The 25,684-nt window shown below is 40.1% G+C and carries 23 protein-coding genes; 7 read left to right on the top strand and 16 right to left on the bottom strand.

The genetic code is table 11. From position 1 onward, the window contains the following. Nucleotides 1–42 precede the first annotated feature (42 nt). The 13 genes from B3394_RS02470 to B3394_RS02410 all read right to left on the bottom strand — a co-directional run bounded on the left by B3394_RS02470 (nt 43) and on the right by B3394_RS02410 (nt 13,664). Nucleotides 43–627 (bottom strand): hypothetical protein, encoded by a 585-nt coding sequence (locus B3394_RS02470; RefSeq protein ID WP_286912661.1) that lies wholly within the window; start codon nt 625–627, stop codon nt 43–45. A gap of 509 nt (nt 628–1,136) precedes the next feature. Further along, nucleotides 1,137–2,687: an AAA family ATPase gene (locus tag B3394_RS02465; RefSeq protein WP_286912660.1), complete on the bottom strand. Its 1,551-nt coding sequence runs from the start codon at nt 2,685–2,687 to the stop codon at nt 1,137–1,139. A gap of 1 nt (nt 2,688) precedes the next feature. After that, a complete protein-coding gene (locus B3394_RS02460) occupies nt 2,689–3,228 on the bottom strand; it encodes a hypothetical protein (protein ID WP_286912659.1) in 540 nt (179 codons plus the stop codon). After that, nucleotides 3,228–3,422 (bottom strand): hypothetical protein, encoded by a 195-nt coding sequence (locus B3394_RS02455; protein WP_286912652.1) that lies wholly within the window; start codon nt 3,420–3,422, stop codon nt 3,228–3,230. Before B3394_RS02455 ends, B3394_RS02460 begins: the two co-directional genes overlap by 1 nt. Before the next feature lie 11 nt (nt 3,423–3,433). After that, a complete protein-coding gene (locus tag B3394_RS02450) occupies nt 3,434–4,864 on the bottom strand; it encodes a hypothetical protein (RefSeq protein WP_286912648.1) in 1,431 nt (476 codons plus the stop codon). A 289-nt stretch (nt 4,865–5,153) separates the two neighbouring features. Further along, on the bottom strand, nt 5,154–5,606 hold the full coding sequence (locus tag B3394_RS02445; RefSeq protein WP_286912646.1) for a hypothetical protein: 453 nt from the start codon (nt 5,604–5,606) through the stop codon (nt 5,154–5,156). Between the two features lie 362 nt (nt 5,607–5,968). Continuing rightward, on the bottom strand, nt 5,969–7,141 hold the full coding sequence (locus B3394_RS02440; protein WP_286912639.1) for an FAD-dependent monooxygenase: 1,173 nt from the start codon (nt 7,139–7,141) through the stop codon (nt 5,969–5,971). A gap of 8 nt (nt 7,142–7,149) precedes the next feature. Next, entirely contained in the window at nt 7,150–9,177 is a 2,028-nt protein-coding gene (locus tag B3394_RS02435) for a LodA/GoxA family CTQ-dependent oxidase (protein ID WP_286912635.1), read from the bottom strand. An 18-nt stretch (nt 9,178–9,195) separates the two neighbouring features. Then, nucleotides 9,196–10,170, bottom strand: a complete 975-nt coding sequence (locus tag B3394_RS02430; RefSeq protein WP_286912634.1) for a ferritin-like domain-containing protein — start codon at nt 10,168–10,170, stop codon at nt 9,196–9,198. A 28-nt stretch (nt 10,171–10,198) separates the two neighbouring features. Further along, nucleotides 10,199–11,185: a hypothetical protein gene (locus B3394_RS02425; RefSeq protein WP_286912632.1), complete on the bottom strand. Its 987-nt coding sequence runs from the start codon at nt 11,183–11,185 to the stop codon at nt 10,199–10,201. A gap of 341 nt (nt 11,186–11,526) precedes the next feature. After that, nucleotides 11,527–12,810, bottom strand: a complete 1,284-nt coding sequence (locus tag B3394_RS02420) for an Ig-like domain-containing protein (protein WP_286912630.1) — start codon at nt 12,808–12,810, stop codon at nt 11,527–11,529. 218 nt (nt 12,811–13,028) lie between these two features. Beyond that, nucleotides 13,029–13,463 carry a DUF1801 domain-containing protein gene (locus B3394_RS02415; RefSeq protein WP_286912624.1) on the bottom strand — a complete coding sequence of 145 codons (435 nt, stop codon included), beginning with the start codon at nt 13,461–13,463 and terminating at the stop codon, nt 13,029–13,031. A gap of 18 nt (nt 13,464–13,481) precedes the next feature. After that, a complete protein-coding gene (locus B3394_RS02410) occupies nt 13,482–13,664 on the bottom strand; it encodes a hypothetical protein (RefSeq protein ID WP_286912622.1) in 183 nt (60 codons plus the stop codon). Between the two features lie 335 nt (nt 13,665–13,999). On the opposite strand from B3394_RS02410, the gene B3394_RS02405 reads away from it, so the two are divergent. Beyond that, nucleotides 14,000–14,428 carry a lipocalin family protein gene (locus tag B3394_RS02405; protein WP_273246767.1) on the top strand — a complete coding sequence of 143 codons (429 nt, stop codon included), beginning with the start codon at nt 14,000–14,002 and terminating at the stop codon, nt 14,426–14,428. Between the two features lie 185 nt (nt 14,429–14,613). On the opposite strand, the gene B3394_RS02400 is transcribed toward B3394_RS02405, so the two are convergent. The 3 genes from B3394_RS02400 to B3394_RS02390 all read right to left on the bottom strand — a co-directional run bounded on the left by B3394_RS02400 (nt 14,614) and on the right by B3394_RS02390 (nt 16,676). Next, nucleotides 14,614–15,735 carry an ankyrin repeat domain-containing protein gene (locus tag B3394_RS02400; protein WP_286912620.1) on the bottom strand — a complete coding sequence of 374 codons (1,122 nt, stop codon included), beginning with the start codon at nt 15,733–15,735 and terminating at the stop codon, nt 14,614–14,616. Between the two features lie 32 nt (nt 15,736–15,767). Then, a complete protein-coding gene (locus B3394_RS02395; RefSeq protein WP_286912617.1) occupies nt 15,768–16,274 on the bottom strand; it encodes a hypothetical protein in 507 nt (168 codons plus the stop codon). Between the two features lie 87 nt (nt 16,275–16,361). After that, the gene (locus B3394_RS02390; protein ID WP_286912611.1) at nt 16,362–16,676 is read right to left on the bottom strand and encodes a hypothetical protein; all 315 of its coding nucleotides are present in this window, start codon (nt 16,674–16,676) and stop codon (nt 16,362–16,364) included. A gap of 433 nt (nt 16,677–17,109) precedes the next feature. Between B3394_RS02390 and B3394_RS02385 the strand changes: the two genes are divergently transcribed. From B3394_RS02385 to B3394_RS02360, 6 genes are all read left to right on the top strand, one after another. After that, nucleotides 17,110–18,105 (top strand): RNA ligase family protein, encoded by a 996-nt coding sequence (locus B3394_RS02385; protein WP_286912609.1) that lies wholly within the window; start codon nt 17,110–17,112, stop codon nt 18,103–18,105. A gap of 4 nt (nt 18,106–18,109) precedes the next feature. Next, a complete protein-coding gene (locus B3394_RS02380; RefSeq protein ID WP_286912607.1) occupies nt 18,110–19,243 on the top strand; it encodes a WG repeat-containing protein in 1,134 nt (377 codons plus the stop codon). Between the two features lie 143 nt (nt 19,244–19,386). After that, nucleotides 19,387–20,475, top strand: a complete 1,089-nt coding sequence (locus B3394_RS02375) for a WG repeat-containing protein (RefSeq protein WP_286912605.1) — start codon at nt 19,387–19,389, stop codon at nt 20,473–20,475. 340 nt (nt 20,476–20,815) lie between these two features. Next, nucleotides 20,816–21,529, top strand: a complete 714-nt coding sequence (locus B3394_RS02370; RefSeq protein WP_286912600.1) for a phage tail protein — start codon at nt 20,816–20,818, stop codon at nt 21,527–21,529. A gap of 27 nt (nt 21,530–21,556) precedes the next feature. Beyond that, the gene (locus tag B3394_RS02365; protein ID WP_286912594.1) at nt 21,557–22,246 is read left to right on the top strand and encodes a hypothetical protein; all 690 of its coding nucleotides are present in this window, start codon (nt 21,557–21,559) and stop codon (nt 22,244–22,246) included. A 144-nt stretch (nt 22,247–22,390) separates the two neighbouring features. Further along, nucleotides 22,391–25,657 carry a DUF6603 domain-containing protein gene (locus B3394_RS02360; protein WP_286912587.1) on the top strand — a complete coding sequence of 1,089 codons (3,267 nt, stop codon included), beginning with the start codon at nt 22,391–22,393 and terminating at the stop codon, nt 25,655–25,657. The last annotated feature ends 27 nt before the right edge of the window (nt 25,658–25,684 follow it).

Genomic DNA, 25,684 nt, shown 5'->3' with positions numbered 1-25,684 from the left:
GATGCTTGAAGAAATCAAATATTTTTTTAGTATATCTTTCATTTATACGTTTTTAATTTTCAGATTTTTTAATTTAAGTCTTATTAAATTGAATATATAAACACATAATAAGAAAATAATAATTTTTAACACCAAAGAAAGGATTAAGTTTGATGGATAAAAAAACAAATCATTATACATTGTCCAGGAACTTGGAAGATAATCTCTATGAAACACAACAGTTAGCATCACAATTTTTTCAATTGAGAATATCAGCAGAAAACTAAAAATAATTCTAATAAAAATATTTTTTCTTATGTGATTAATTCTTAAAAGCTGTGTAATGGCAACCCAAAGTAACGGTTGAAACCAATAGCCAAACCAATATTTTCCAAACATTCGGTTTAATAATAATACTTTGTCTTCTTCATTCATTAAATTTAGTTCCACAATTGTTCCAATGATATATATAACTAAATATATAAGCCCAATTAGTGAAATGAATTTATTTGATTCCTCATCAATTTGATTCAAGATAGGCTTTTTAATGAAGATTTTGAGAATAAGATACAACAGAGTAAATAATCCAAACGCTGTGAAGTAATCTTGACTTATGGCATGTAAACTGAATATTAGTTCTTCTTTCATTCCTTCTTTTTTATAGTAAAAGTACCGATAACTGGTTATATTAGAATAGCAAAACTAAATAAAAGCATTATGATAAAGAGTTGGGTACATTGTCTTTTCTATTTGGAATTTGGAAAAAGAATAATTAGTCACTAAACTCACCTCGCGTTGTATTGTTTTTTTTCTGGGATCTAAAAGGATTTAGGAAGAAGTTTACGAACCAAATTGTATTTGGATTCGGGATCAGGAACGAATGGAAATTTGCCCGTCCTTTTCCGCCAATAACCAATCTAAACCAGTATTAATTTCCTAAAAGCAATGAACCTACTCAAGTGGTCGGAATAGAAATTTTCTTAGCGAATGGTACAAAGAAAACGTAGACTTTATCGTATAATTTTTAACGCTCTTCTCCTAATAAAATAAAAAACCGATAGTTTTCACTATCGGTTTTTGTTTGTAAAGAAAGAGGAGATCGTTAAATATTTAATGCCGGTTTTGGCATTTTTACAAAGTGAAAAACTTGATCTGCATTATATAATAATAGATCGTTTACCGATTGCTTTATCATTAGATGCTGTTTCCCAGGTAAAGCCTGAAGCCGGTACGGCTCTTTCCCGTCCCCAGGCTCTTATGGCTTCAATTTGTTCAGGGCTTGTTTTACTTAAAGGGACAATATTTTTAAAGCACTTTTCAAACAAATCATCATTTACGGTTTCATTTCCGTGAATAACTGCCTGTATTGCAACATCTCTTACGGCTCCTTCAAGATCTGAACCCGCAAAGCCGTCTGATAAAGCAACTAATTTATCAAAGGTTTCTGATGATGGTTCTGGCAAAAGATTTTTCCGGATATAAAGACTGATAATATCCTTTCGTTCCTGTTCTACCGGCAAGTCTACAAAGAATAATTCGTCAAATCGTCCTTTGCGGAGTAATTCAGGCGGTAACTTGGTAACATCATTTGCTGTGGCCACTACAAACACTTTTGCCAGGCTTTCCTGCAACCAAAATAGAAACTGCCCAATCATTCTTGTCGTAACGCCTGAAGAATCGTTGGCATTTGCTGCAAGCCCTTTTTCAATTTCGTCAATCCATAAAACACAAGGTGCAGCATTATCGGCAGAAGCAAAGGCTTCTTTTAATCGGTTTTCAGATTGTCCGACATACATTCCCTGAATGGAAGCAAAATCCAGACGATACAATGGTAAATTCCATGATGCTGCGATAAATTTTGCAGATAAGGATTTTCCACAGCCCGGAACGCCAATTAATAAAACACCTCTTGGCGGGCGTAATTTTCTTGCTTTCAGATCGGCAGTTAAAAGTTGTCTCTGATTATCCAGCCAGTGATTCAATCCGTTCAATCCGGCAACAGAAAGTGTATTGGAATCGATTTTTACCTTTTCAAGTCCTGAAATATCACTAAACAATTTGTCTTTGGCCTGACTCAGTTCTTTGATGTCCTCTTTGATCAAAGAACCTTTTGCCATTTGTGTTGCCAACACATTTTCGGCTTCAATTTTGGTCATATTAGCTAAAACAGTTGCCGCCATTTTATAGTCGCTTTCTTCCCATTCAATAGGAATAGAACCTTTGTATGGAGTTACACATTCCTTTACCACTTCAAGCATTTCTTCTTCGTTAGGCGGGTCAAGCGTCAATGTCATGCCCAAACGTTGCAACTGTGACCAGACGCTTTTGGTGGAAATAACGCAAATACTTCCGCCTCTTTCTATTGCCTGTACAACGCAATCGTAAATATGACGGGAAACAACATTATCGTCTTCAATGTCGCTTACTTCCGTAAAAATAAAAGTCAGATTTTGCCTTTGAGCAATATTTTGCACGGCAAAGTCAATTCCTCCGGCAACAGAACGGTCGTCATTTACACCTTTCCGGGTCTTTATATCTATCATGCCGTGTGACAAACTATGAACGTAAATCGGGATATTTATTTCTTCCGCTAATTGTTGCACTACTTCCAAAACCCTGGTTCGTTCCAGGCTATGTATCGCTATAAATGGTATTCTTGCCCGAAACATTCGCAGCAATGAAGTTTTAAATTCTGCTTTGTGTGCCATACTAAAATATTATTTTTCTGATTGTCGGGGAAATGATATTATTTTCCTCGTTTAAATTATTTCCGGACGCTGTAGGAACCTGTTCTTCCTGCTGTATTTCGGGTAATCCGAATGTATTCAGTATTACCAGCATTTTTTCTCTGCCGTTGCCTGTTTTGGAAACATTGTCTTTCAGCGATTTTTTGATTTCGGCTACAAAATCGTCAAGGTCTTTTTGCAATGCTTTTCTTAAATCTTCGGGTAATCCTTTTGATAATATGAATTTTGAAAGCGGTAAAAGATTTTGTTTTCCATTTCGCAAGGCAATTCCAAAATCATCATCCGTTTTGATATTTTGCATTTGAAAAGAACGTTGAAATTTATCCAGCCAATTTTGTTTTCGCTTTTTGTAAACTTCTTCCACTCTTGTATAAAAACGTTGTGCCGTTCCTGCATCTAAAACAAAATGGCCTTCGTTTATGGCTGTAAGTACCGTATCATCGCCATTACCAAAGTGCTCAAGAACAGTAACCCAATCGGAATATGTTGTGGGGACAGTCATTAATGTTGTTTTATTCTGGGGTTGATAAGCTGATTTGGGGGTACAATGTCCCAATCGGGAAATTTTGCCCCTTTAGTTTCTGCTGCTGTTCTTCCTTGAAACAAATTTGGTTTCACCTGATTTTCTTTTTTATGATTGGTATCGGTATTTTCAGGTTGCTCTGAACCATTGCCGAAAAGGATTTTATTTTCCATTGTATTTGCAATTAATTTGTTTGTAAAATATTTTTAGTGTCTTTTGAAATGCTTGAAAAATCCTCAGGCGTAATGGCAATAAGCAATTGGCGTAATTCTTCTGCTTTTGCATCTTCTGTTGCTGATTCTTTTCTGTAATCTACAGCTTCTGCAATACAGCCTCTCAAGACTTCTTTTGATTTTGTTTTACGTGTTTCAATATTGTCTTTTATGCTTTGTTTCATTTTTTTATGATTGTTGATTGCGTTATAAATTAGGACAAGTCCAATACCAAACCCGGCAAGTCCAACAATGAAGTGCATGCTAAATCCCCAAAAACCAAGTAAAAAAATCAAAGTGCCAATTATGATACTTCCATAAGGAAAAGACAATTTATTCAATTCGTTTTTCAAAAAATCTGCCCAATAATTTTCGTGCTTTTTGAGTTGCTCTGTTTCATCACTTCCGTTTTGAGTAGTGGTTTTAAAGCTGTCAATATGCAATTCAATTGTTGCAGGAACTTTGTTTCTGCTGTTTGCCGTAAAGGTGTCGTGTGCTTCAACAATCCAGGACTGACTGATTGAAACGGCAAGTGCCTGTGTGGCTTTAGTTGCTCCTGCCAATTCGGGATTAAAGGCAGCATTTGTAAGAACTTGCAGTAAATCAACCTTTTCATCAAAAATGTGTTTTTCAGTATCCATTAAAGCCTGTGCGGCATTTTTATCACCTTCCATTTGAATAATAAGCTGATTTAGTCTTACTTGTTGTTGCAAAGGCAGTTCTTCATCATCAAAATTGGTAACAAGTAAAGTCAAAATTTCATCTAACTGGATTTTGGTTGCTTTTGAAAAGCCGGCAGACGAAGCAAAAATAGAATTGAAATGCGTTTTTAAAATATCGTGTGTTTTGGATTGTTTGATTGATGTTTCAAGAGCATTCCAATTTGTCGCAAACTCTTCAAGTAAGGGATATTTACCGTCAGGCAAAGGTCCTTTTGCTTCAAAGAAATTTACCCACTGGGCTTTTTGTTCATTAATATAATTGTCGCTTTGCGTAAGCTGATCCAACCAATTTTTAACATTGGTCATCATCAGTTGTCTTGATGCAGGAGGAAAGATTCCCGTTGTTACCGCTTCAAGTATAATGATAAATTCCCGATCAAGATTATGCGGGTTTTGGTGCATGAAATAGCGCTCTAACCATTGTAAACTGGCTTCATTTCTTGCAAGCCTGCGCATTACCAACAGAAAGAAAAGGGTTGTCTTGTAATCATCTCTTTTTAAACTTTCGTTCAATGCTTTAACATTATTGTTTTTGTCGTTAGCAATCCAGGATGCAAGAGCTACCAAAGCGGGGGATAACCAATAACCGGGTGCTTTAATCATCACTTCTTCTGTTGTGAAACGCAACGTTTCATCGCTTACAACGCCTGTGTCCACAGCCTGTAGAATACCTGTTGCCATTCTGCGGACTTCGGCATAGTAACCAAATTTAATCTGCAGATCCTGTTTCAGATTGCCTTGCCGTGTTTCTGCAAGTTGTAACGATTTGTGTTTTAAATCTGTTTCAACAAAATCAGCAAAAGCATCGACAAGTTTTGTTAATTCGTTTTCAAGTTGATCCTGTTTATAATTCAGAGTTCCTAATTCGGAATGAACTCCGTTCATATCTGAACTGATTGACCGTAACGCATTATTTATAATGGAAAGGTCTGCGTATGAAATGACTTTTTGTGACATATTACTTCTTAGTTTAAAGTTTACTTGCTGTTCCGTCTTCTCTGATGAGAATCACTTTATCCCGATATACTTCCACAAATGCGTAAGCATTATGTTTGGCAAGTGCCCGTGCCTTTTCAAGACCATCAGGCAAAGATTCTCCGATTTTATAATGTTTGATTATTTGGCTTCCACTTAAATCAAGTGTGTGTACCTCGTGAGGGTGTCCCAGAAAACACTTGGCTACTATTCCCAAAGGCAAATTTGCAATGTCGGCTGTGCCAAATTCTTCCTGTATGGCATTCATCAGTTCATTCATTCCTTTTGTTTCAGTTAATGTTTTTGCATCCAGACCGGCAATCATATCCAGATATCTTTTTGAACGTTTTTTCAAAATGTCTCTGTCGCTGGTGAATCCCATAGAAACGGATTGTTTCTTATTGGTGTCCAGATTTAGGTTTTCGTTTTGGAGAATTATTCGTGCCATTGTATTAAAGAATTAGATGTATAATCGTGCTTTGAAAAAACAAAATGAAGACAGGGCAAAAAATACATCTTGTCTTTCCATCCCGTCTTCTTATAGAAGCGAAAATTAGCTTTTGTCACGTTGATTCAATTACGGAAAACCGTAATCCGACGATTTTTGTATAATCTCCGGATTTGTTTTATATCTTATGAAAGTAAGTTTTCAGTGTTGGTCTGAAACAAAAAAACGACAACTTTTGTTATCGTTTTTTGTTGTCAGCAGAGGAGGATTCCAACCGAATATTTTAATGTATAGTGTTACTAAGTAACTCAAAATAAATAAAAATAAATACCCTGATAGTTTGGGAACAGGGAATACCGGTATTACAGATAGGCATTACCTAAAAACACACCGTTTGTCTTTAAAGAATTATTACCGGATTTCTGCCGGTTTTTCCAGAATGGAGCATTTGGCCAGCGCTGCTCGCTGTGGTACAATTGTGTTCTATGGGTAAAATAAGTACGGTAGGCTTCTTTACTATGCAGGGCATAAGCCTGCATTGCTTCGTTATCCCGGAATCCGGATTCAAAGAGCCTGGCGGCAAGTTTTCCGCTGCGTATGCCCAGCGATAAGGCTTTATGAATGCCTTGAGCGGCGATAGGGTCATAACAGGCGGCGGCATCGCCGGCAGCCAGCCAGCGGGAACCGTAAGGCTTTTCCAGAAACGACGAATATACCGGAGCATGATACCAGTTGCCCTGCTGCAGCTTTATACCCGAAAGGTGTTTGGATAACAGGAGCGTACGGTCGAGCGCCTGCTTACGGTATACAGCATCATTATAACCGGTCTGTTTTAATAATGGCGGTTCGGTGACAAATAACGTCACCAGCCGGTTTTCCGGCAGCCGGGCCATATACCACCAGCCGTTTTCTTCGGCTTCGATGAGCGTCTGAGCCGTAAGATGTCCGTCGGTAATTTTCTGCATACCGATAAGTGCCACCATTTGATCGTCGATGTGGCGTACAGCACCTTCAGCACGGGCAAAACGGGCACGGGTTCCGGATGCGTCAATTACAAACCGGGCAGTAAATTGCTGGTGTTTTTGGATAGTATGTTCGGCAAATAAAAGCCTGTAACCTGCTGTATCCGTATCAGGCTGATGTTTTATATAATTGCGTCTCCAGGCAAGCGTTACATTCGGACAGGCATCAAGTGCGGCAACCAGCATTTGGTCGAACTGCAACCGATTTAACCGGAAGGGAGGTCCCATAGGATCAAGCAAGGCATCGTTATAACCCGGTTCATTCCGTCCCCATACCGATGCATGGCCGGGATAACTGAAATGCTGTCCGTTGCTAAAAGATTCCGACAGTCCAAGCGCATTGATGTAGGAAAGCGCTGCGGGCGGTATGCTTTCTCCCGGACGATCAATACCGGGCAGACCGGCATCTGCAACCAATACTTTTAGATCGGTATGCCGGCCTAAAGTAATGGCTGCAGCGAGTCCGGCGGGACCTGCTCCGAGGATAACAATATCATAAGTATCTGCGTTCACCTGAAAAACTATGATTTGGGTGGATTGGTATTAAAAGGCCATTGCAGGATAGGATTATCCGAAATAAGTGAATCGTCAAACTGGTTTTGTACTTCCAGATAGTATTCCGGATCGAAATCGGGACCGATAGCGGTTCCCTGAATCACGATACCCAGCTTATGCCAGTCGGTTACAGCCTGTAGTGCTTTTTGAAAAGTACTGGCACTTTTCGGATCCAAGGCATAGGTGCCCGGACCGCGGATAGCCCATTTTTGGTGTGGCAACACATTGTCTACAACTTCATCGGCAACATACACGGCATCCGGACGTTGTGCCGGCCATGACCAATACAGGGTAGTACCGCTTCCGTTGGTCATGTTCACGCCACCGGTATTGATGCTCGGCTGGTGGATGGAACAGGAATTATAATCCGTTTGCCACGGTATCGCCATAAACTTGGAAAGATCACCGGGTTCAAGGCCGGAAGCGTTGTTTTGCATCGGAAACCAGCCGCCGCTAAGAAAAGGTGCCGCGGTTACCGCTTTGCTATAATCAAGCGGAATGGCTTTTACCCGGAAAGGACCGGCGCCGCTTTGTTTCCAATCCTGATGGTAGATCTCGGGACAACGCACCACATAGCTCATTTCGATACCGGGTACATAACGGCCGCCCAGGCAGTTGCTGAGTGAAGCCATGTCCAGTGTTTCACCGGGACCGAGTTCCGGGCCGTTACCTTCGTTATATTTTTTCCTGCTCCATTGCTCGAGGAAGAAATACTGTGTTTTGCTTACCGTTAAAAAAGAGGTGCCGGCATCGCCTACGGATAAAGGCATCAGCGGTACGCCGGTGTTTACCTCTGTTGGCGTGGCATTCGGGTTCCGGACGAAATTCAATCCGGCCATAATGGTACGATCCGGATTGTCTTTTGCCGTAATGGCATCGACCGCTTCATGCGCCCGCACAGCCATTTTGGGCAGGTTAACGGTCCAGCGCTGCAACAAGGCCGCCCTGAAAACCGGTCGGACCATCGATTCAAATGCGGGTAGGTAAGCAGGGTTAAAACTGTTGGTCTTGGTATTGTATAGCTCCGGCTGAAGGTTCATTTCCCTTACCCAGGTATCATACACATCATCCCAGATGGAAACTACATTTCGAATCTGCGGAGCATAGGCAGGATCACAGCAAACGACCCAGGCATTAAAAGCTTCTTCTGTAGATCCGTCTTCAAATACAATAGTGGCGGCTACCGGTCCGTCGGAAGTATCGTCAAACCAGCTGGCATTATTCAGGTCGCCGGTAAGCGGAACCGGATCGCCGTATTCGTCATATTGTGCCGCGGTACAGCCTTTTCCGGCTAATACCAGCAAACGTCCCTGCTCGTCGGTTTGTACGGAGCCTAACGATTCCAGTTTACCGGCCGGATAAAACAATTTCCCTTTTGGAAAATGCTGCGGATAGCTGTCGATCGGGGTGATTACGCCATTATGGGCATAGGTCGGTTTGCTGCTACTGTCGAAGTCGACACTGTTTTGTTGCCCTGCCGAAACGGCTCTGGGACCCGGATCGATCATCAGGCTGTTAAGTCTGGAAGGAGAATTGATATCGCCATATACCTGCGGATTGCGCAGCTGAGGTACTTTGCCGTCCTGATAGGCATCGATGCCCACAAGCGGCACGACATTATAAGCAGCCGATTTTTTGTTGGCCAGGTGTACCGTCCATACAATATCTTTTACGACACGTCCATCGGCCAGGCGTACGCCTTTTACGATCTCTACAGGTTTGTCGGGGCAGGGGTAAACACTACTGTCTGCCAGTTCGTAATAATACAGGCGGAAACGTGCTGCCTGGCGTTTCAGGTTGCCGTCCTTGTCCCTCAGGTCGTGAATATCGATAGCCGTATTTTCGGTTCCTGCCTTGATGGGCAGTCCGCCGGTAGTGTTGGTATCTTTTACGGGTAATCCGGCACTGGTTTCCGGCGAAAGATAATATTCGTCGCTGGTACCGATACGGGCAAAATTTATAGTAGGATGGATACGGAAAATTTTAGATGACATAGTTTTGGTAGGTTAAGTTTAGCTAAATTGAGGAGTAACGCCGTTTTTCCAGCAGTTCTGGATGGCTGCGCCCACACTGATCATTACGCGGACAAAGTCTTCGGGATTTTCACCGGCAAAGAGCAGCTCGATGCTGCGGCATAATTCGGCAAAATGCTCCTTCAGGATCTGTAGCAATTCCTGGTCATAGGCAGTGTATTCACTTTCCGGTTTCACGGGATAAGTGGGCTGTAGCTGTTTGGCCTGTTTGATTTGCATGAATTTAGCAAAGTGATCTTCTTCCATAAACTTATCATCTGCCGTGTTTTGAAAAGCGTCCTTGATCTGTACCTGCTGACTGGCACCTTCACCCTGATCGGTAATCAGGTTGATCAGCATCTTAACCTGATAAAAGCCATCGGCTCCGTTTTCGGTAACATTCATATTGGAAAGGTTGCGGTAAAAGGCGGAAAAATGACTGACCTGGCGGATACCACCTTTGATCTGATTTTTGAATTGCCCGGCTCCGTATTCCAGTGCCTTATAGAAATCGGCGATATTCGCGTATTCTTTTACATTTTGCTTCAGAGAAGGTTTTGAGGAAGAATCCCAATCGGGATATTCTACCAGACACATCGCGTTGATACGGGAAATGTCGAGCGGACCGATCTCGGCACTATACGGCAGGTATTCGCTGGTGGGATTGGGCACATCCAGGTTAAAATCAAGATGCGGAATGGCCTGCCCGGTATATACCGGCGGTGTGATCTTTGGCGAATAGCCGTAAGCATTGGCAATATTGGCTGCACTTTGCAGGTGTAACATTTCCTGATTCACGATGGACTGTATCAGCTGAAAGGAATCGGAAGTACGGTCGATAACGGAGTACATGGCCGACATATAGAACGGGATCGTCCACAGCTCCAGATCGGCAGCATATTGCAGATGCTCGTGCAGGTGTTTGATGTTCCATGACGGATTATCGGTTACTGTTGTCTGAGTTTGAGTTTGCATAAATGTTGTTTTTGTTGGAATAGTAAGGTTATTGAAAACGACCCAGTGATATGGCAACGACTTCAAGGTTGGATGTTTGTGCTACATCGGGATTATACAGGTAGTGCGGGGCTTCCATTCCGCCTTTCCAGGGACCGAAAATAAAACCGAGTGGCTCGTCGCTGCTATTGGTGAACATATAGAGCTGACCATAGCCAACGCCGGAGTCGGTATCGTTATCACCGGCCCGGGAATCGTTAAAATGCAGGGAGCTGCCGGATGCGGTACTGTCGTATACCGAAATGCGGTAAGCCTTACTGACAGCGCTGTCTAAGTTGTCAAACAGGCTGAGGGATACCTGTTCCGGAGCTTCGGTAAGTACCATAAAATGACCGTTGGATTCCCCGCCCTGATAGGCCATACAAACGATATCGCCAGCCTGGGCATTGGAAAAACCGCCTTTTGGAGCGCCGTTATAAATTTTTCCGGTTTCCTGTTTTTGTATGTTGGGTACATAAACATTGCCACAAACATAAGTCCAGCGTCCCGGACGAAGTACCGGCAGGGCTACTGCAAATTCAAAGGCAGAAGGAACCCAGCCCGGTGCTGAAAAATGTGCCGCATCGGGGTTGACCTGATTTTGAAACAAACAAAAGGCATTTTGTGCCGGATCATTACTGCCGGTTGCGATGAGCACTCTGGATGCGAAACCGACGCAATCGATATTGGCATTAAAAGAAGCTGTTGCGGCATCATAAGCGGCATTAGGGAAGCGATTGGTTTTGGGCCATACATTGGAAAAAGTATCCGGCGTAGGGATATAATATCCGTTACCGGGATTGATGTAATGGGTGCTTACCGTAAAAGCATTACCGTTGTAAAAGACCTGTTTGCCGGTTACGTTTATTCCGGGAAAGGTCTGGTTTTTTTGTTGTACAAGAAAGGGGGCGGCTATTCCGGCCGCGGCATCTAAAACAGTAGTGTAATACTCCGGTGTATAGCTTTCGGGATTGGCAAAAAAATTGATTAAGGCCATCTGACTTCAGGTTATTTATGGTTATTAATTCAGGACTTATCTCAAAGATAAAAGGATGCCTTTTTATGCGATAAGGTGTAAATACCTGATGTCGTAAAACCGTATAAATACCTGATTTCTGGTCGGTTGATTTATGATTTAAGAGGTGTTAATGTCTTGTTTATAAGTGTTGTAGTTCGGTAGTGTGGATTTTCTTTGACCGTTATTTTGTTCGTATGTCATTCGGGAAAAACAAAAAAACCGATAACTTGTGGTATCGGTTTTTTGTAGTGAAAGCGGAACGCCTTATGATATGATTAATGTCTTGTTTCCTAATGGTGGGAACCTGTAGCAGCAATCCGTTATTTTGTCCGGAATGAAATTTTATATTCCGGTTCTGCAAACAGATAGCCATCGATTGATTTGGTTCCCCGGTCTGTTATATAAAAATCATATTCGGTGTTTGGTTTCAATTCAGCCGTTTCGAGTGTTAAGATGGTTTTTCCCGCATCCAGACCTACGATATTTTTTAACGGGAAATGGTCTTTTCCGTTTTTAGAAAAGTTAATCGAAACCTTTTCATACATCGGTTTGGAGAAAACAATATGAATCTGTTTGATAGCGGTGTCTACATTTTGGTCGCCGTTTTCAAACTCCACGATACGGGCAACTTTGGGCTGACTGTTTTTATAGTCCGATTTTATTTGCCGGGCATTTACCGGGTCTTTGAAATACTTCGATTTTTCTAAAAACTCCAGAACAGCAGCTTCATTGTTGAAATCCAGGTCAATAATGTCCCGGATTGCTTTTTTCTTATCTTTTGCGTTTTCGTAGTATTTTTTAGCAATTACGTAGCCGGTAAAATAGCCTGAATCGGGATTTTCACTAACATCACTGTTATAAAACCAATTCCCGAAATTCTGGCTCAGCATTTCTTTTTTAAAGGCAGTCTGTACCGCATCATAATTTTTATACCCGTAAGCAATGTAGTGCGAAACGAATTTTTTGTTTAATGTCAGCTCCGAAATAAAATCGCAGGAACCTTCCTTAATGGCTTTCGACAAAACATTGATCTCGCCCGCTTTTTGAAAAGTATGTATAAATTCGTGAATGGTAATTTGTTCTAATTGAGCAGCATTGCTAAATTGAAACAGCTTCCGGAGGTTTTCATTTTCAAACTCTGAAACAACCGTGTTTTTGTCGCCTACAATTTTTTCAATTCCTAAAAGCAAATCCTGATTGTTCGTTGTACCGCCGGATTTTAGCGTTCCGATGGTATAATAGATATTTCCGTTTGAATTATTCGGATAAAGCGTTTTTAGTTTTTTCAGCGCTGTATTGATCTTCTTAATTTTTTGAGCATCAATTACCGTGTTGGGACGGATTGTATTCCAAAACTGAGGGTATTTTTCAATGACTTTCAGATAATCGTTTTCGTCAAATTTTTTAATGGCCATAAAGGCTTTCAGCCCTTCTGTTTTTTTGTTTAAAAAGAGGTTTTCAAGAACCTGCGTTTTATTGTTATCCGTCTTTTGGATGCTGTCGTATGCCAGCCAGAAATTAGTGATGTCGGATGTGTAAATCTTTTGGGCACCTGCATTATTGGAAAGTGCCAGCATAAAGATTGCCGGTAAAATGCGTTTCATTAGTGATTGTTCGTTTTGATGATTGACGGGCAAATAAACAAAATAAAACGATAACAGGATTATATACTTTTGGCTGTTATATCTTAAAATTTGAAGTGTTGCGTGGATGTGCCTGATTGTGTGGTTATAGTGATTATTCCAGAGGATCAGGATGAAAATTACGGCTGGTTTGCCCGATACAATTTATATTGCCGACCAATTACCGTTAACAGATTTGCTTAATTGTTTTGATTCTGCGCCTCAAAACCGTATCGTATTGCGGCCAGAAGGGGTTCAATGTGTATGTCTTTTAGCGCTTTGAATTTAATGCAATATCCGGTCACGCTCGCATTGCCTATTTCTTTTCCATACGTTTTGGCTAAGTAGGTCTTGTCATCAATACCAAGGATATAGACCGAGATTCCGGTTTTGTTAGCACTGATACCAATCTGGTAAAATTCCCTGGTTTTTCCGTCGGCATATTTTATTGTGTAGAAGCCGTATCCTATATTCGGATTAGCAACCGTTTTGTTTTCACTGTTTTTACCATCCAGGAACCATAATTTACATGCCGGCATGATTTCCAGAATGAGGTGGTGCAACGTTTGCATGTCGCTGCGTTTTGGTTCCGGCTGACTGCCGATATACACTTTGATCTGCTCTTGTGTGTCCATATAAAATGAGGGTTGCTGTTATTTCTTTTTATAATGCTTTAAGAGGAATGCGATGGAAATGATAAAGGTGATGCCATACACAACAGCTAATGCCGGTTTTTCAAATTTCAGATTCTGAAAGTCGAATTGCTTAAACAATGTTACTCCTAAAATGATTGCTATAATGGTAAAAACAAATACTAATGTGCTGTTCTTTTTCATGTTTTAATAGTTTTTCATTAATTATTGTTTGGTTGCAGTACAACAAAAATATACAAATATGCTAACTGTCGGCAGGGTGGGAGGGCATTATTTTTTAGTGTATCAGACCACAATTGGAATATATTACCGGGTGACAGCGGTTATTTGGCTTCAGCATAACAGCCTGATCCGATGCAGCAGCACGTTTTTTGGGATAGAAAAAGCAATATTCTTAAAATTAGCATTGATTAGAACGTACAACGGGTAAAAAACAGGTTGCCTGTTTAATTATATATTTTATTTTTGTGCGATTAAAAATCAGAATAAATAAAAGAAAACTCTTAAAAAATAAAATTATGTTTAAATTAAAAAGCCTGTCTTTATCTGCAATTGTATTAATTTTTGGTTTATCCTCTTGTAGTAACGACGATTCCTCGCCGGAACAAGCTCCCGTTCAGATTGAAGGTAAATGGCAATTTACAAAAGAAGGAAAAATAACAAACAGTCAGGAAGTTTTAAATGATTATCAGCATACTTCAGGCTGTTCCAAAGATTACACAGAAATACTTGCCGGTAATGTCATCAAAGATCATTATTTTGACAATCCAAACTGCCAGGAAACAATTGATACGGGAGTTTGGAATAAAAGTAACAATTCGATGACATTAGTATATCCGAACGGGTCTGCCATCAATGCCGAAATTATGGAATTGACCAATACTACTTTGAAAATGAAATATGTACTTTCCGGAGATACAAAAGTGGTCATTTTAACTAAGATTTAATCGTAAGTTAAACCACAGGTTTATACGATTGCTTAGTATAACTCAAAAAACAAAAAGCGCTGAATGGATTCAGCGCTTTTTTGTTTTCTTTATTTTAATTCAAAACGGATACACTTTTACAGCATCAAAATCCACCGTTTTTTAGCCTGTATTTTATAGAAGCACTTCTGCCGGATCGAGATTTTTTAATTTAAAAGTTCAATTATTTGTTTGTTTCCCCTTCCAATAGCCAAAGTCAATGCTGTGTGGCCTTCTGTTTGAATATTCTTGTCAGCACCATTCATCAATAGCAATTCTACTATTGCTGTATGCCCCATTTCTGCAGCCCTATGCAAAGCTGTAAATCCTCTGTTGTCTTTTGCATTTACCAACGCTCCAAATTTTAATAATAGCTTCAGGTGTTCTATTTTATTAGATTGTGTTGCGTTCATAATGGGTGTTGCACCCTGGATTGTCGTTACATTTGGGTCAGCGCCTAATTCTAATAGTTTTTGCATGGGTTCAACACCTTCTGTTACAATTGACCAATGCAGCGTAGCCAATCCGTCACCAGCCAGAGAATTGATATTTATTCCATTATTGACCTGCGCTACAATTCCATTGATATCAGATTTTGCTGCCGCAATATGCAATAAAGAATGGGAACGCAATGTTCCTGTTGTTGGGGCTACAAATGTTTCATCGAAAACCCCTAAGTGTGCCATATTACCATAACTTGAAAATGCCCAGAGTCCGGCATTTCTGGTGTTCAAATTTAATTCTTCCGGCAAAGGTGCAGGAATAACTTCTCCGATAGCATGGCTGATCAATAGAAAATTTAAATATGAATTCGTGAATGCTTCTGTTTCACCTTCCGTAAATTCACCGATTATATTCTCGATAATTAAGGTGTTATTTCTTTGTGATGTTTTAGCCAAAACAAAAACTTCCCTTAACCAGCTGCGAATAAAAATTAAAAATTCGCCATCAAAATAAATGGCCCATTTATGCTCCATTGCCTCAGGTTTAAATAATACTCCCGGTGCTAAAGAACCATCAATAGGAAATGTCAGGTCAGATACGATTGTTCTGTTATTTTTTGGCTTTTCTCCCCAAAAAGATGTTCCGTCTTCTCCTCCGTAAGAAATGGCGTTGGTAGCCATTTGTGAGTTTTGCGAACTTGAAAGCATTGTCTGACTAATAGGTCTTAAGTCAAGCAGTTTTACGTTCCAGGGGTTTTCTGAGGAGTCTATCCAGGGCAAAATCGCCTCTGTAGTTTCAGGTTCCGGTTTATTTTCTTTACCAAAAAGTTTCTTGAAAAATGACATATTTTTTTGTTTGTTATAGTGTCTTATTAAATTTACGCCAAATCCGTGTTATGGCTGTTTCCTTTTGTCTCAGAATTATCGATTTCTGAAAGGTCAAAGTCCTTTTCCGTCAGGAATATCGCTTTAATTTGTTTGACTGCTCCAATAGGTTTAAGTCTTAATAGATCGTCGTCGTCGTTTAATTCGGTTAAAAATCCGGTTTCAGAATTTGCTGTACCAAGAATAATCCATGGCCACCCGGATTCTGTCGCCATATAGTAAATATCCAGTTCAATATTTCCTTTGTCAGCATATAACTTGTCACCAATTGGATAGCCTTGAAATTCGCCAATAAATTCAAAGTTTGTCTTGTCATTCCGGTTATAATTTTTTCCAATTTGGGTCAGAATATATTCCCGTTTATTCTGCTCGATTTTGTCGGCTGCATTTTCCTGAATTTGGGAAGCATTCGAAAAACCCGGTCGTTCCGTTTGAAGTAAGAAGTATTTTTCCTCCTTTTGAATGCTGTAAATGGTGAAAATTTTCAATTCACTTGCCATAAATCAGTTGTCTTTTTAGCATGATTGGTTATCGTGTCGCAGCGTTTTCGGGCTTTGCGTTCGGACGGGAAATTTAAGGATTCCATTCTATATATTTTGGGGTGTCCACATTTTTAGAAACTTAAACTTTTTCGGATATTCCTCTCTTGGGCAAAATGCCAAACTAACTTCTTTATTATCGAGAGAAGATTCCGTTAAGACTACAAAATCAGTTTCATTTTTAAGGTTATCAAATTCCGTCTCATTCGTCAGGCAGATTACTTTTTTAAATATCCCATTGATCCATTTTATCATATTTTCATTTTCTTCAAATTTTCGGTAACAGGCTAATGAGGCGTGTGCTGTTATTACAGGAACTAATTTGTCAGGAATATTGTCTTTTACGATAATGTACATTTTCATACGCTGCTGTTGTCAATATGGTGTCTAAACATTGTTTTTTACAAGGCTTTTACCTGTTTTCGTGAAAAGCGATAGAGCCGTATTTCGTAAAACGGGTTTGCTAATGTAATTAATTTTGACCCTTATATTCAGGGATCAGGCATAATTTTTCCATGTTAATTATGATCAATATGATTATGGATATTGGTAAATTAAAATATATAGTTGTTTATATTTCCTGACAAAATGCTTCGGGTGTGATCCATTCCTGCTAAAAAAACGACAAGAAAAGAGAATGTTTTTTTGTTTGCATATTCCGTTTTTTCTTTCTGATCTTTCCAATATATTTGTAAGCATCAGTAATAAAGTGTTGCAACTTTAACAGGCAGCAATGCGTTAGCGTAAATTAAAAATAATGAGTGAATTTTCAGGATATGAAAAGATGCCTAGTAGCATGAAAAAACTAGGGCTAAGTGAAAAAGATTTTTCCGAAATGGAAAAATTAAAATGGGTTGTTACAGAAAAAGTCCATGGAGCAAACTTTAGTTTCATCTATGAAAAGGGTACTTTGAAATTTGCTAAAAGAAAAGAATACCTGATGTGGACAGACGATTTTTTTGGTTTTCAATTGGTTGTAAACAAATTAGAAGATGCCATACTTCGTCTCTTTGAGCAGCTGAGCAACGAAATAATCGGGGAAAAATATATTGTTTACGGTGAATTGTTTGGCGGCAAATATCCGCATCCGGAAGTCAATGTTATAAAGGATTTATATGCCATTCAAACCGGAGTGTATTATACGCCAGCAATTGAATTTTGTGCCTTTGATATTGCCATTGAAACAAATGGTTCCGATTCGAAATATTATCTGGATTATGAAACGTCACTGGCGTATTTTAAGCAGTTTGGAATATTTCATGCCAAACCATTATTCATTGGAAAATTTACTGAAGCGATGAACTTCAATATCAGAATAAACTCCACGATTCCGAAAGAATTTCAACTTCCGGAATTACAGGACAATTTAATTGAAGGTGTGGTGATCAAACCTTTTAATCAAATCGATCAGAGCACACTTTTATCAAGACCGATAGTAAAACTTAAAAACGCTGAGTTTGACGAAGAAGATAAATTTCATGAGGCCGAAAAATGGTCGTTCGTTCCGGATATTTCCTCTAAGACAGAAGATTTGTCTTTTATTGTAGCGGAATTAAGGAATTATGTCACTCAAAACAGATTGGAAAGCGCCGTCTCTAAAATTGGTCCGTTAGACAGGAGTAATCCGCTTCGGGTTTCTGAAATTAAAACCGAATTTTTAGATGATGTGCTCATCGATTTTAATGAAAACAACAACAATCTTTTAAACGATTTACTGCTTAGCGAAAAAGAGTGGATCATAGAAAGAGTGGATTTTGAAATCAATAAAATAATGGCTTCTGCTAACGGATAAACAGATGAATATTCTAAACAAGATAATGGCACTGTGCTCCGTTATGACGCTTTTTAGCTGTGTACAGGGCAATACTCAGATAAACAGGAACGAAAATCCTTTGGCCAGCTATACCAAACTGGAACCGTTCCAAAATGGATTTGCCCCGGTGGAAATGAATAAACTATCTGGATATATCGACAAAAAAGGGCGTAATGTTGTACCCTGTAAATACAACTTTGTATACGGATTCTATAAGGGGTTGTCGGTAGTTGAAGTGAATAAAAAACACGGTGTTGTAGATAGTACAGGCCGTGAAATAGTACCCCTCAAATATGATTTTATTGATGGTTTTGACGAGAGTAACAGAGCGTTGGTAAAATTAGCAGGAAAATGGGGCTATATCGACAGAAAGGGAAACGAAGTTATTCCTGTTATTTATGATCATGCCAGTTACTTTCGTGAGGAAATAACTACCGTTGAAGAAAACGGACAATGGTATATCATGGATACTATGAATAACAGAAAGCCGGTTCAATACGATGTTTACAAACTGGGGTCTTTTAATGACGGATTGGCCTCCATTAGCCTTTACGGACAATCGGGCAAAGGGTATATCAATAAGCAGGGGAAAATCGTTATTGCGCCTCAATACGACTATGTTTATGATTTTAAGGAGGGTCTTGGAATGGTAAAACGCGATGAAAAAGCTGGTTTTATTAATAAAAAAGGCGAAGTCGTGGTGCCTTTGCTTTATGATGGTTATCCTGATTTTATTAACGGAATGGCGGCGGTACACCTGAAAGACAGTGAAAACTATGGGTTTATCAATAAAAAAGGAACCCTGGTTATCCCGATGAAATACACGGGTCTACATGACTTTTATGACGGTTTGGCCATAGTCAGTGTGTCAGGAAAATATGGGTGCATCAACAAAAAAGGAGAAACAGTCATTCCTTTTAGCTATGATCAGATGTATTCAGGTGAGGGAAACTTTGCAGTGATGAAAGGCGGAAAAGGATATTATATAGACACTAAGGGAAAGGTACTGTTTCCGGAAGTGTATCAGGATGTGTATGCCTTTAAAGATGGAGTAGCCCTGGTAAAACAAAACGGCATCTGGTTTTATATAGACAAAAAAGGAAAACGGTTATTTTAAACAGGACAGAAGGCTAGCCTAAAACAGAAGGCGCAGATTTGCAATCCGTTGAACAACCGGTATCGTGACGGGTAGGCCACATTAAATTAAGAAAAAAAGATATGTACGATTACAAAAAGACAGCTGTTTTGCTGATAACTGTTATGATATTTTTCAGTTGTTTGAAAGGCAATTCCCAGGCATACAAAAGCGAAAATCCCCTGGCTGACTATACTGAATTCTATCCGTATAAAAATGGATATGCCACAGTGGGAATCAAAAGGAAATATGGATTTATCGACAAAAAAGGACGCAATATTGTACCCTGTAAATACAACTTTGTATACGAATTTTATAAGGGGCTGGTAGTTGTTGAGCTGGACGGAAAACACGGGCTTGTTGATACTACAGGTCGTGAGGTCGTGCCGCTGAAATACGATTTTATCGGTGGTTTTGAAGAGAGCAACAGAGCCATCGTGAAATTGAATGGCAAATGGGGCTATATCGATAAAAAGGGCAACGAAATTATTCCCGTTATTTATGAAAGTTCCAATCAGTTTTATGAAGACAAGACTACCGTTAAAGAGAATGGGCAATGGTACATTATAGATACCCTGAACAACAGAAAACAGGTCCAATTAGATGTGGACGGGCTCGGCTCTTTTCACGAAGGACTGGCAGCCATTAACTTACGCGGAAAACCGGAAGAAGGTTATATGGATAAGCAGGGAAAAATTGTCATTTCTCCTCAATACCAGAGTGCTTCTCATTTTCACAACGGTCTGGCATGTGTGAAGCGCAATGAAAAAAGAGGTTTTATAAACAAAAGCGGTAAAGTAGTTGTGCCGCTGCTTTATGATGGATATCTTCATTTTAAAGATGGAATGGCGGCTGTAAGTAGCAATGACCGATATGGATATATCAACACAGAAGGAACCCTGGTTATCCCAATGAGATACACGAATTCCTATGGCTTTTATCACGGTTTGGCAATAATCAGAGAGTCAGGAAAATATGGCTGTATCAACAAAAAAGGGGAAACGGTTATTCCGTTTAGCTATGATGAGATGTATTCTGGCGAAGGAAATTTTGCAGTGAAGAAAGACGGAAAAGGGTATTTTATAGATGCTAAGGAAAACGTGCTGTTTCCGGAAGTGTACCAGAGTGTGGATGCCTTTAAGGACGGAGCAGCCCTGGTAAAACAAAACGGGATCTGGTTTTATATAGACAAAAAAGGAAAACGACTATTTTAAACAGAACCGGACAATTAAAAAAAGAAGTCTTAAAAAAATCATAGACAACCACAGATAGCGCGAATTTACGTCGTCAGTTTGGCTAAAGCTGTACTTCTTGTTGTATGATTATTACATAATTAAAAAAAACCTGTAAATTTTGATTTACAGGTTTTTTTTATAGCCTTTTGCGAATACGGATACCGGACTTTTTATCGCTGTTGGCATAGGATAGCAAGAGAGTAACATTCGCTGCCGGAATAGGTATTTTTACCTGTAAGAAATCTGTGAAAATTTTATAGGTTCGGCATTCGAATAGGGAATGATTAAAAAGCGTATAAAAGCACTAAAAAAGCAACAGATGAAAAAAAAGGACATTATACTATTTCTGGTTTGTCTAATGGCAAATGTTTCGGTATTGTTTTCTCAAAATGATGCTTTAAAAATACTTCCGAACGGGAATGTCGGTGTAGGCACAACCAATCCGAAGGAGAAATTACAGGTAGCCGGAAACATTAAATCCGATGGACGGATCGAGGATAAAACCGGAAGTCTGATGCCGGTAGGTTCCGTCATTACTTTTGCCGGAACGCAGGCGCCGGATGGCTGGCTGTTGTGTGACGGAAGATCCTATCCGGTATCCGGCGATAAAAATGACCTTTTTAAAGTAATAGGAAATACGTATGGAGGCGCTAGCGGTCAGTTCAATGTACCCGATTTAAGACAAACCTTTGTTATGGGGGCAAATCCGGCAAACGGAAACGAACAGTTGGGCAGAAAAGGAGAAGCCGACAGGCATAGTCACAGTATAAATCCTCCTGCCCAGTCCTTTACCACATCGACAAACGGGGCGCATACCCATAAATTTAATTCCGGCTGGTATAAAAGAAATTTTGGAGGAGGAGGTTATTCCGGGATCGATACCAATGGTACAGATATTAAATACCAGACAACAGAAAGTGATGGAAATCATTATCACTCGGTTTATGTAGCGCTGCCCGCTTTTACAAGTGGGGAATATACGGGACAAAATCGACCGAAATGGACAGCTCTGAATTATATCATTAAATACTAAACATTAAAAATTAAAAAACTAATCATTATGGCAGTAACAATCACAGAAATTAAAAACCTTACTACTTCGGCCACTGTTGATGCAGCAGCTTTGGCAAACTTTAGTTTTAAAGGGACAGCAACCGATACCATTACGATTAAAGGAGATGCACCGGACTGGAAACCTACAGACAACATCCAGGTAACCTGGACCGATGGCGCTAAAGCAGGAGGAAGAGCTGTTAGCGGAATGCTGGATAAAGAAAATAAAACAATAACCGGATTAGTGGATGTTTCCAAATACAGTGTGAGCGTTAACGGACAACTTGGAATTGGCCCGGAAACAAAACCGGATGCCGTTTTAGTGAGCGTACGAATTGGAAATATTCCGTCGGAAAAAAATCCGAAAGGCGACTTGATCATCGATTTTAGCGATAAACAGGATGGAGCACCGGGTACGTCTATTAAATTAAACGAGCTGGTAGGCTGGATTCAGGGCAAATCAGGTGATAAGACAGCTGTTAGTTTTCCTCCGGGTCAGGGCGATGGTAAAGACGTCAAAGATTATGAAATCGAATTTAAAGAGTTTTACTACAACGTGACACAAAATACGTTCGATTTTAATGTACAGTCAAAAGAGGGGAATGAAATAAAATTTGGAAATTTCACCATTAAAAAAGCAGGTTTCAGAGTAACCAATACGCCCGTAACAGTTGCAACCAAAGCAATTGAAAAATAATATTCCCGTAGGAAAAAGATTTTAAAAATATAACATTACCATTCAAAAGGGATCCGGTTTATTCTATAAATTAAGGGTCCCCTTTGTATTGACTGACCTGTTGTTTTCTGATCAGGTTGATCAAATAGTAGCATTGCGTTTATTATGGCAGCGAGTAACTCTTTTTTAGTAGAAATCACAGGGCAGACGGAATTTCATTTAGGAAATCCGGCTGCTCCGATTGCTGTTGCTATTGCTCTTGGTTACAGAAGCAGGATTACAGAAAATACAAAAGAAGAAAGTTTTTTGTATGCCACCCTGACATCCGGAAATAAAAACGGGATTAGCGTACAGGATATTATGAATTGCTGTACGGCAAAACAGGAGGTCATACCGGAAATTCTAAATGCCGTTACGTTTAAACAGTTTTCGGTAACCTATGGTTCCGGCGGAATGGATGCCACGGAATTTAAAATCGAATTTAATTGTAAGATCAATATCAACGGAAAGTATTTTGATGCCGTTATAACGATCGATTACCAGAAAAACGGTTCGCAGACACGTTTTGCCTTCGGAGGCGTTTTATTGGTAGATGAGCACCGTTTTACCTTAAACTTTGTCCAGGAAACAGCGGCCGGTTATGTATATGCCGCTTATCAGTATTCCGGTAAAACAACGATCGATTTACGCGCTTTGGCCACGAAATTCTTTGGCGAAAGTGCGACCGGTAAAATGCCGGCTCTTTCCTTTACACTCGAAACATTTAAGGCCTTTTTACTGTATAAAAAAGAAAAAGACACCTCCGGTCTGTTCTTCGGAATGGGCGCCGGGCTCAACCTGGATGTAAAAGAGCTGCCTCTGGCCGGACCTGTTTTAACACAGGGCAATGCCTTTGCTTTTAAAGAAGTACTGGCAATTTATGCCAGCGGAACTTTTGAAAAAGAAGAATTAGAACGCTTTGACGGATTACCGCCGGTAGCGATTAGTTCCGGTTTTAATATTACCACACAACTGGAGATTAATGGCAATGAGGAATATTATGCTTTAAATGACGGAACAGCTCAGGAGTATAAAGAACCGGAGCAGCCGCAGCAAACAAATGTTACAACGGTAGCACCGTTAGGCGACGGCATAATCGCTAAGGCAAAATGGAAAAAATTAGATAAAAAAATCGGCCCGGTAACGTTACAGCGATTAGGCTTTGCCTACCAGGACAGTAAAGTTGTTTTGCTGCTTGATGCCACGATGGAAATGAAAGGCATGGGCATGCAGCTCATGGGATTCGGTCTGGGCTTTAAGCTCCAATGGCCACCCGGAACACCTGATTTCTACCTGGAAGGCCTCGGACTTTCCTATAAGGCACCGCCAATCGAAATATCAGGAGCCTTTTTACATACTACAGCGTCCTACAACGGAAAAACCATTGATGTCTATAATGGCGGCGCGATCATAAAAGTAAGCCGTTTTACCATCTCGGCCATCGGATCCTATGCTAAAGTAGCCGATGAAGCGTCCTTATTTATTTATGGCGTATTTGACGGCCCTATTGGCGGTCCGGCTTTCTTTTTTGTCACCGGAATTGCCGCCGGATTTGGTTATAACCGCAAAATAAATGTGCCTTCAATTAACGAAGTAGCGCTATTCCCATTGGTGGCTTTGGCCATGCGACCGGAAGAAGATAAGGGATTATTACCCTTGCTGGCTTCGCTGGAAACACCAATGAAAAACGGTAAAAAACCGATAGAGATTTCCATTGGTGATTACTGGCTGGCTGTTGGAATTAAATTTACCTCATTCAAACTCATTGAGTCGTTTGTACTGCTAACGGTTAATTTCGGAACACAGCTTGAATTTGCAATCCTCGGACTTTCCCGACTGAGCTGGCCGGAAAAATCAATGGCTCCGGAACCGATAGTTTATGTAGAGCTCGCTATTCTGGCACATTTCGGACCGGGTAGTGATGTGATTTCCGTGGAAGCCGTTATTACACCAAATTCCTATGTCCTTTCAAAAGACTGTAAACTATCCGGAGGATTTGCTTTTTATACCTGGATAAAAGGACCTCATGAAGGCGATTTTGTCATTACGCTGGGTGGATACCATCCGAAGTTTATAAAACCGGCACATTATCCTACCGTACCGCGACTGGCATTAAGCTGGAAAATAAGCAACCTGCTATCCATTAAAGGAGAAATGTACTACGCGCTTACCGCTTCAGCAATTATGGCAGGCGGTAAATGGGAAGTACTTTTTAAAACCTCAATTATTAAAGCGTCAATTGTTATCTGGGCCGATATGCTCATTTCCTGGGCACCGTTCCATTATTATATCGATATGGGTATTACGGTTAAAATCGAGGCCGATATTAAAATTGCCTTTATACGGATTCATTTCAGTTTCGAAATGGGAGCGGAGCTGCATATATGGGGACCGCCATTTGCAGGAGAAGCCTATGTGGACTGGACGATCTTTTCCTTTACCATTCCTTTTGGCGATCATTCCAGAAAAGAACCGAAAAAGCTGCAATGGGATGAATTTGCAACTGGTTTTATACCACAGAAAAAAAGCAATACAGCAACCAATGCACGACTTAAAGAAGGTAAAACAACAGCGGTTTCCAATCCTGATCCAACCAATATAACCATCAGTAACGGTTTGATTGAAGTAAAAGGAGAAACCAAATTCCCGGTAATCAATCCGCAACAGCTGGCCATTACAATTGATTCTTTTATTCCGGTATCGCAATTAAAAATCAATAATAAAGAAGTGTCCGGAAGTACCGTGATAAAATCGGAAACGGGTACTCTTGTTTATGCTGACAGAGAAAAAAATATCGGAATCCGTCCGTGTGGTTTTACAAAAGGCACCGTAGCATTCGAAATGAATGTGGATGTTGTGTTGGGTAATACAAAAATGGATGTAACGGTTTCCGGTATCGCAAAAGGAGTCGCCGAAGCCTTATGGGGAGGTGAGGAATCGAAAAGCAATAATGCCAATCCGGGAACCTCGAAAGTACTGACCAATGTGTTGAGTGGTGTTATCATTCAGCCACCGGTGCTGCCGCAGGTTGCCCAGATACGAACGTTTGATTTTTCAGCCTTATTCGATGCTTCAAGCGGAACATTCGACTGGAAATTCACGCTGGCTAAAACAGCAGAAGCCTATCATGCTGTTGAGGTTTTAGGCTATTATGATGAAATCAATAATATCAGGGTAACCGGTATTCTTGAAAAAACGTATGAAAAAAGCAGTGTAAAAGAAAAACGGGAAAACATTGTTACCCTTCTTAAAGCTGGGTTTGACAAAAGCTTCCCGGATATTGAGGAGGAAGCAATAAACAGAAATATGACCAATGAAGATAATTATTTTACCGGTATTCCGGTGATATGCGAAATAGGTGAACTGCCGAAATATAGTACCGATGTAAAATAAAAACGTACAGGGTAAAACGTAAAAAAG

This window comes from Flavobacterium sp. UBA4197 (assembly GCF_002379575.1).
Classification (GTDB): Bacteria; Bacteroidota; Bacteroidia; order Flavobacteriales; family Flavobacteriaceae; genus Flavobacterium; species Flavobacterium inviolabile.
The sequence above is the reverse complement of the archived record's forward strand: the minus strand, read 5'-3'. Positions and strand labels throughout refer to the sequence as shown.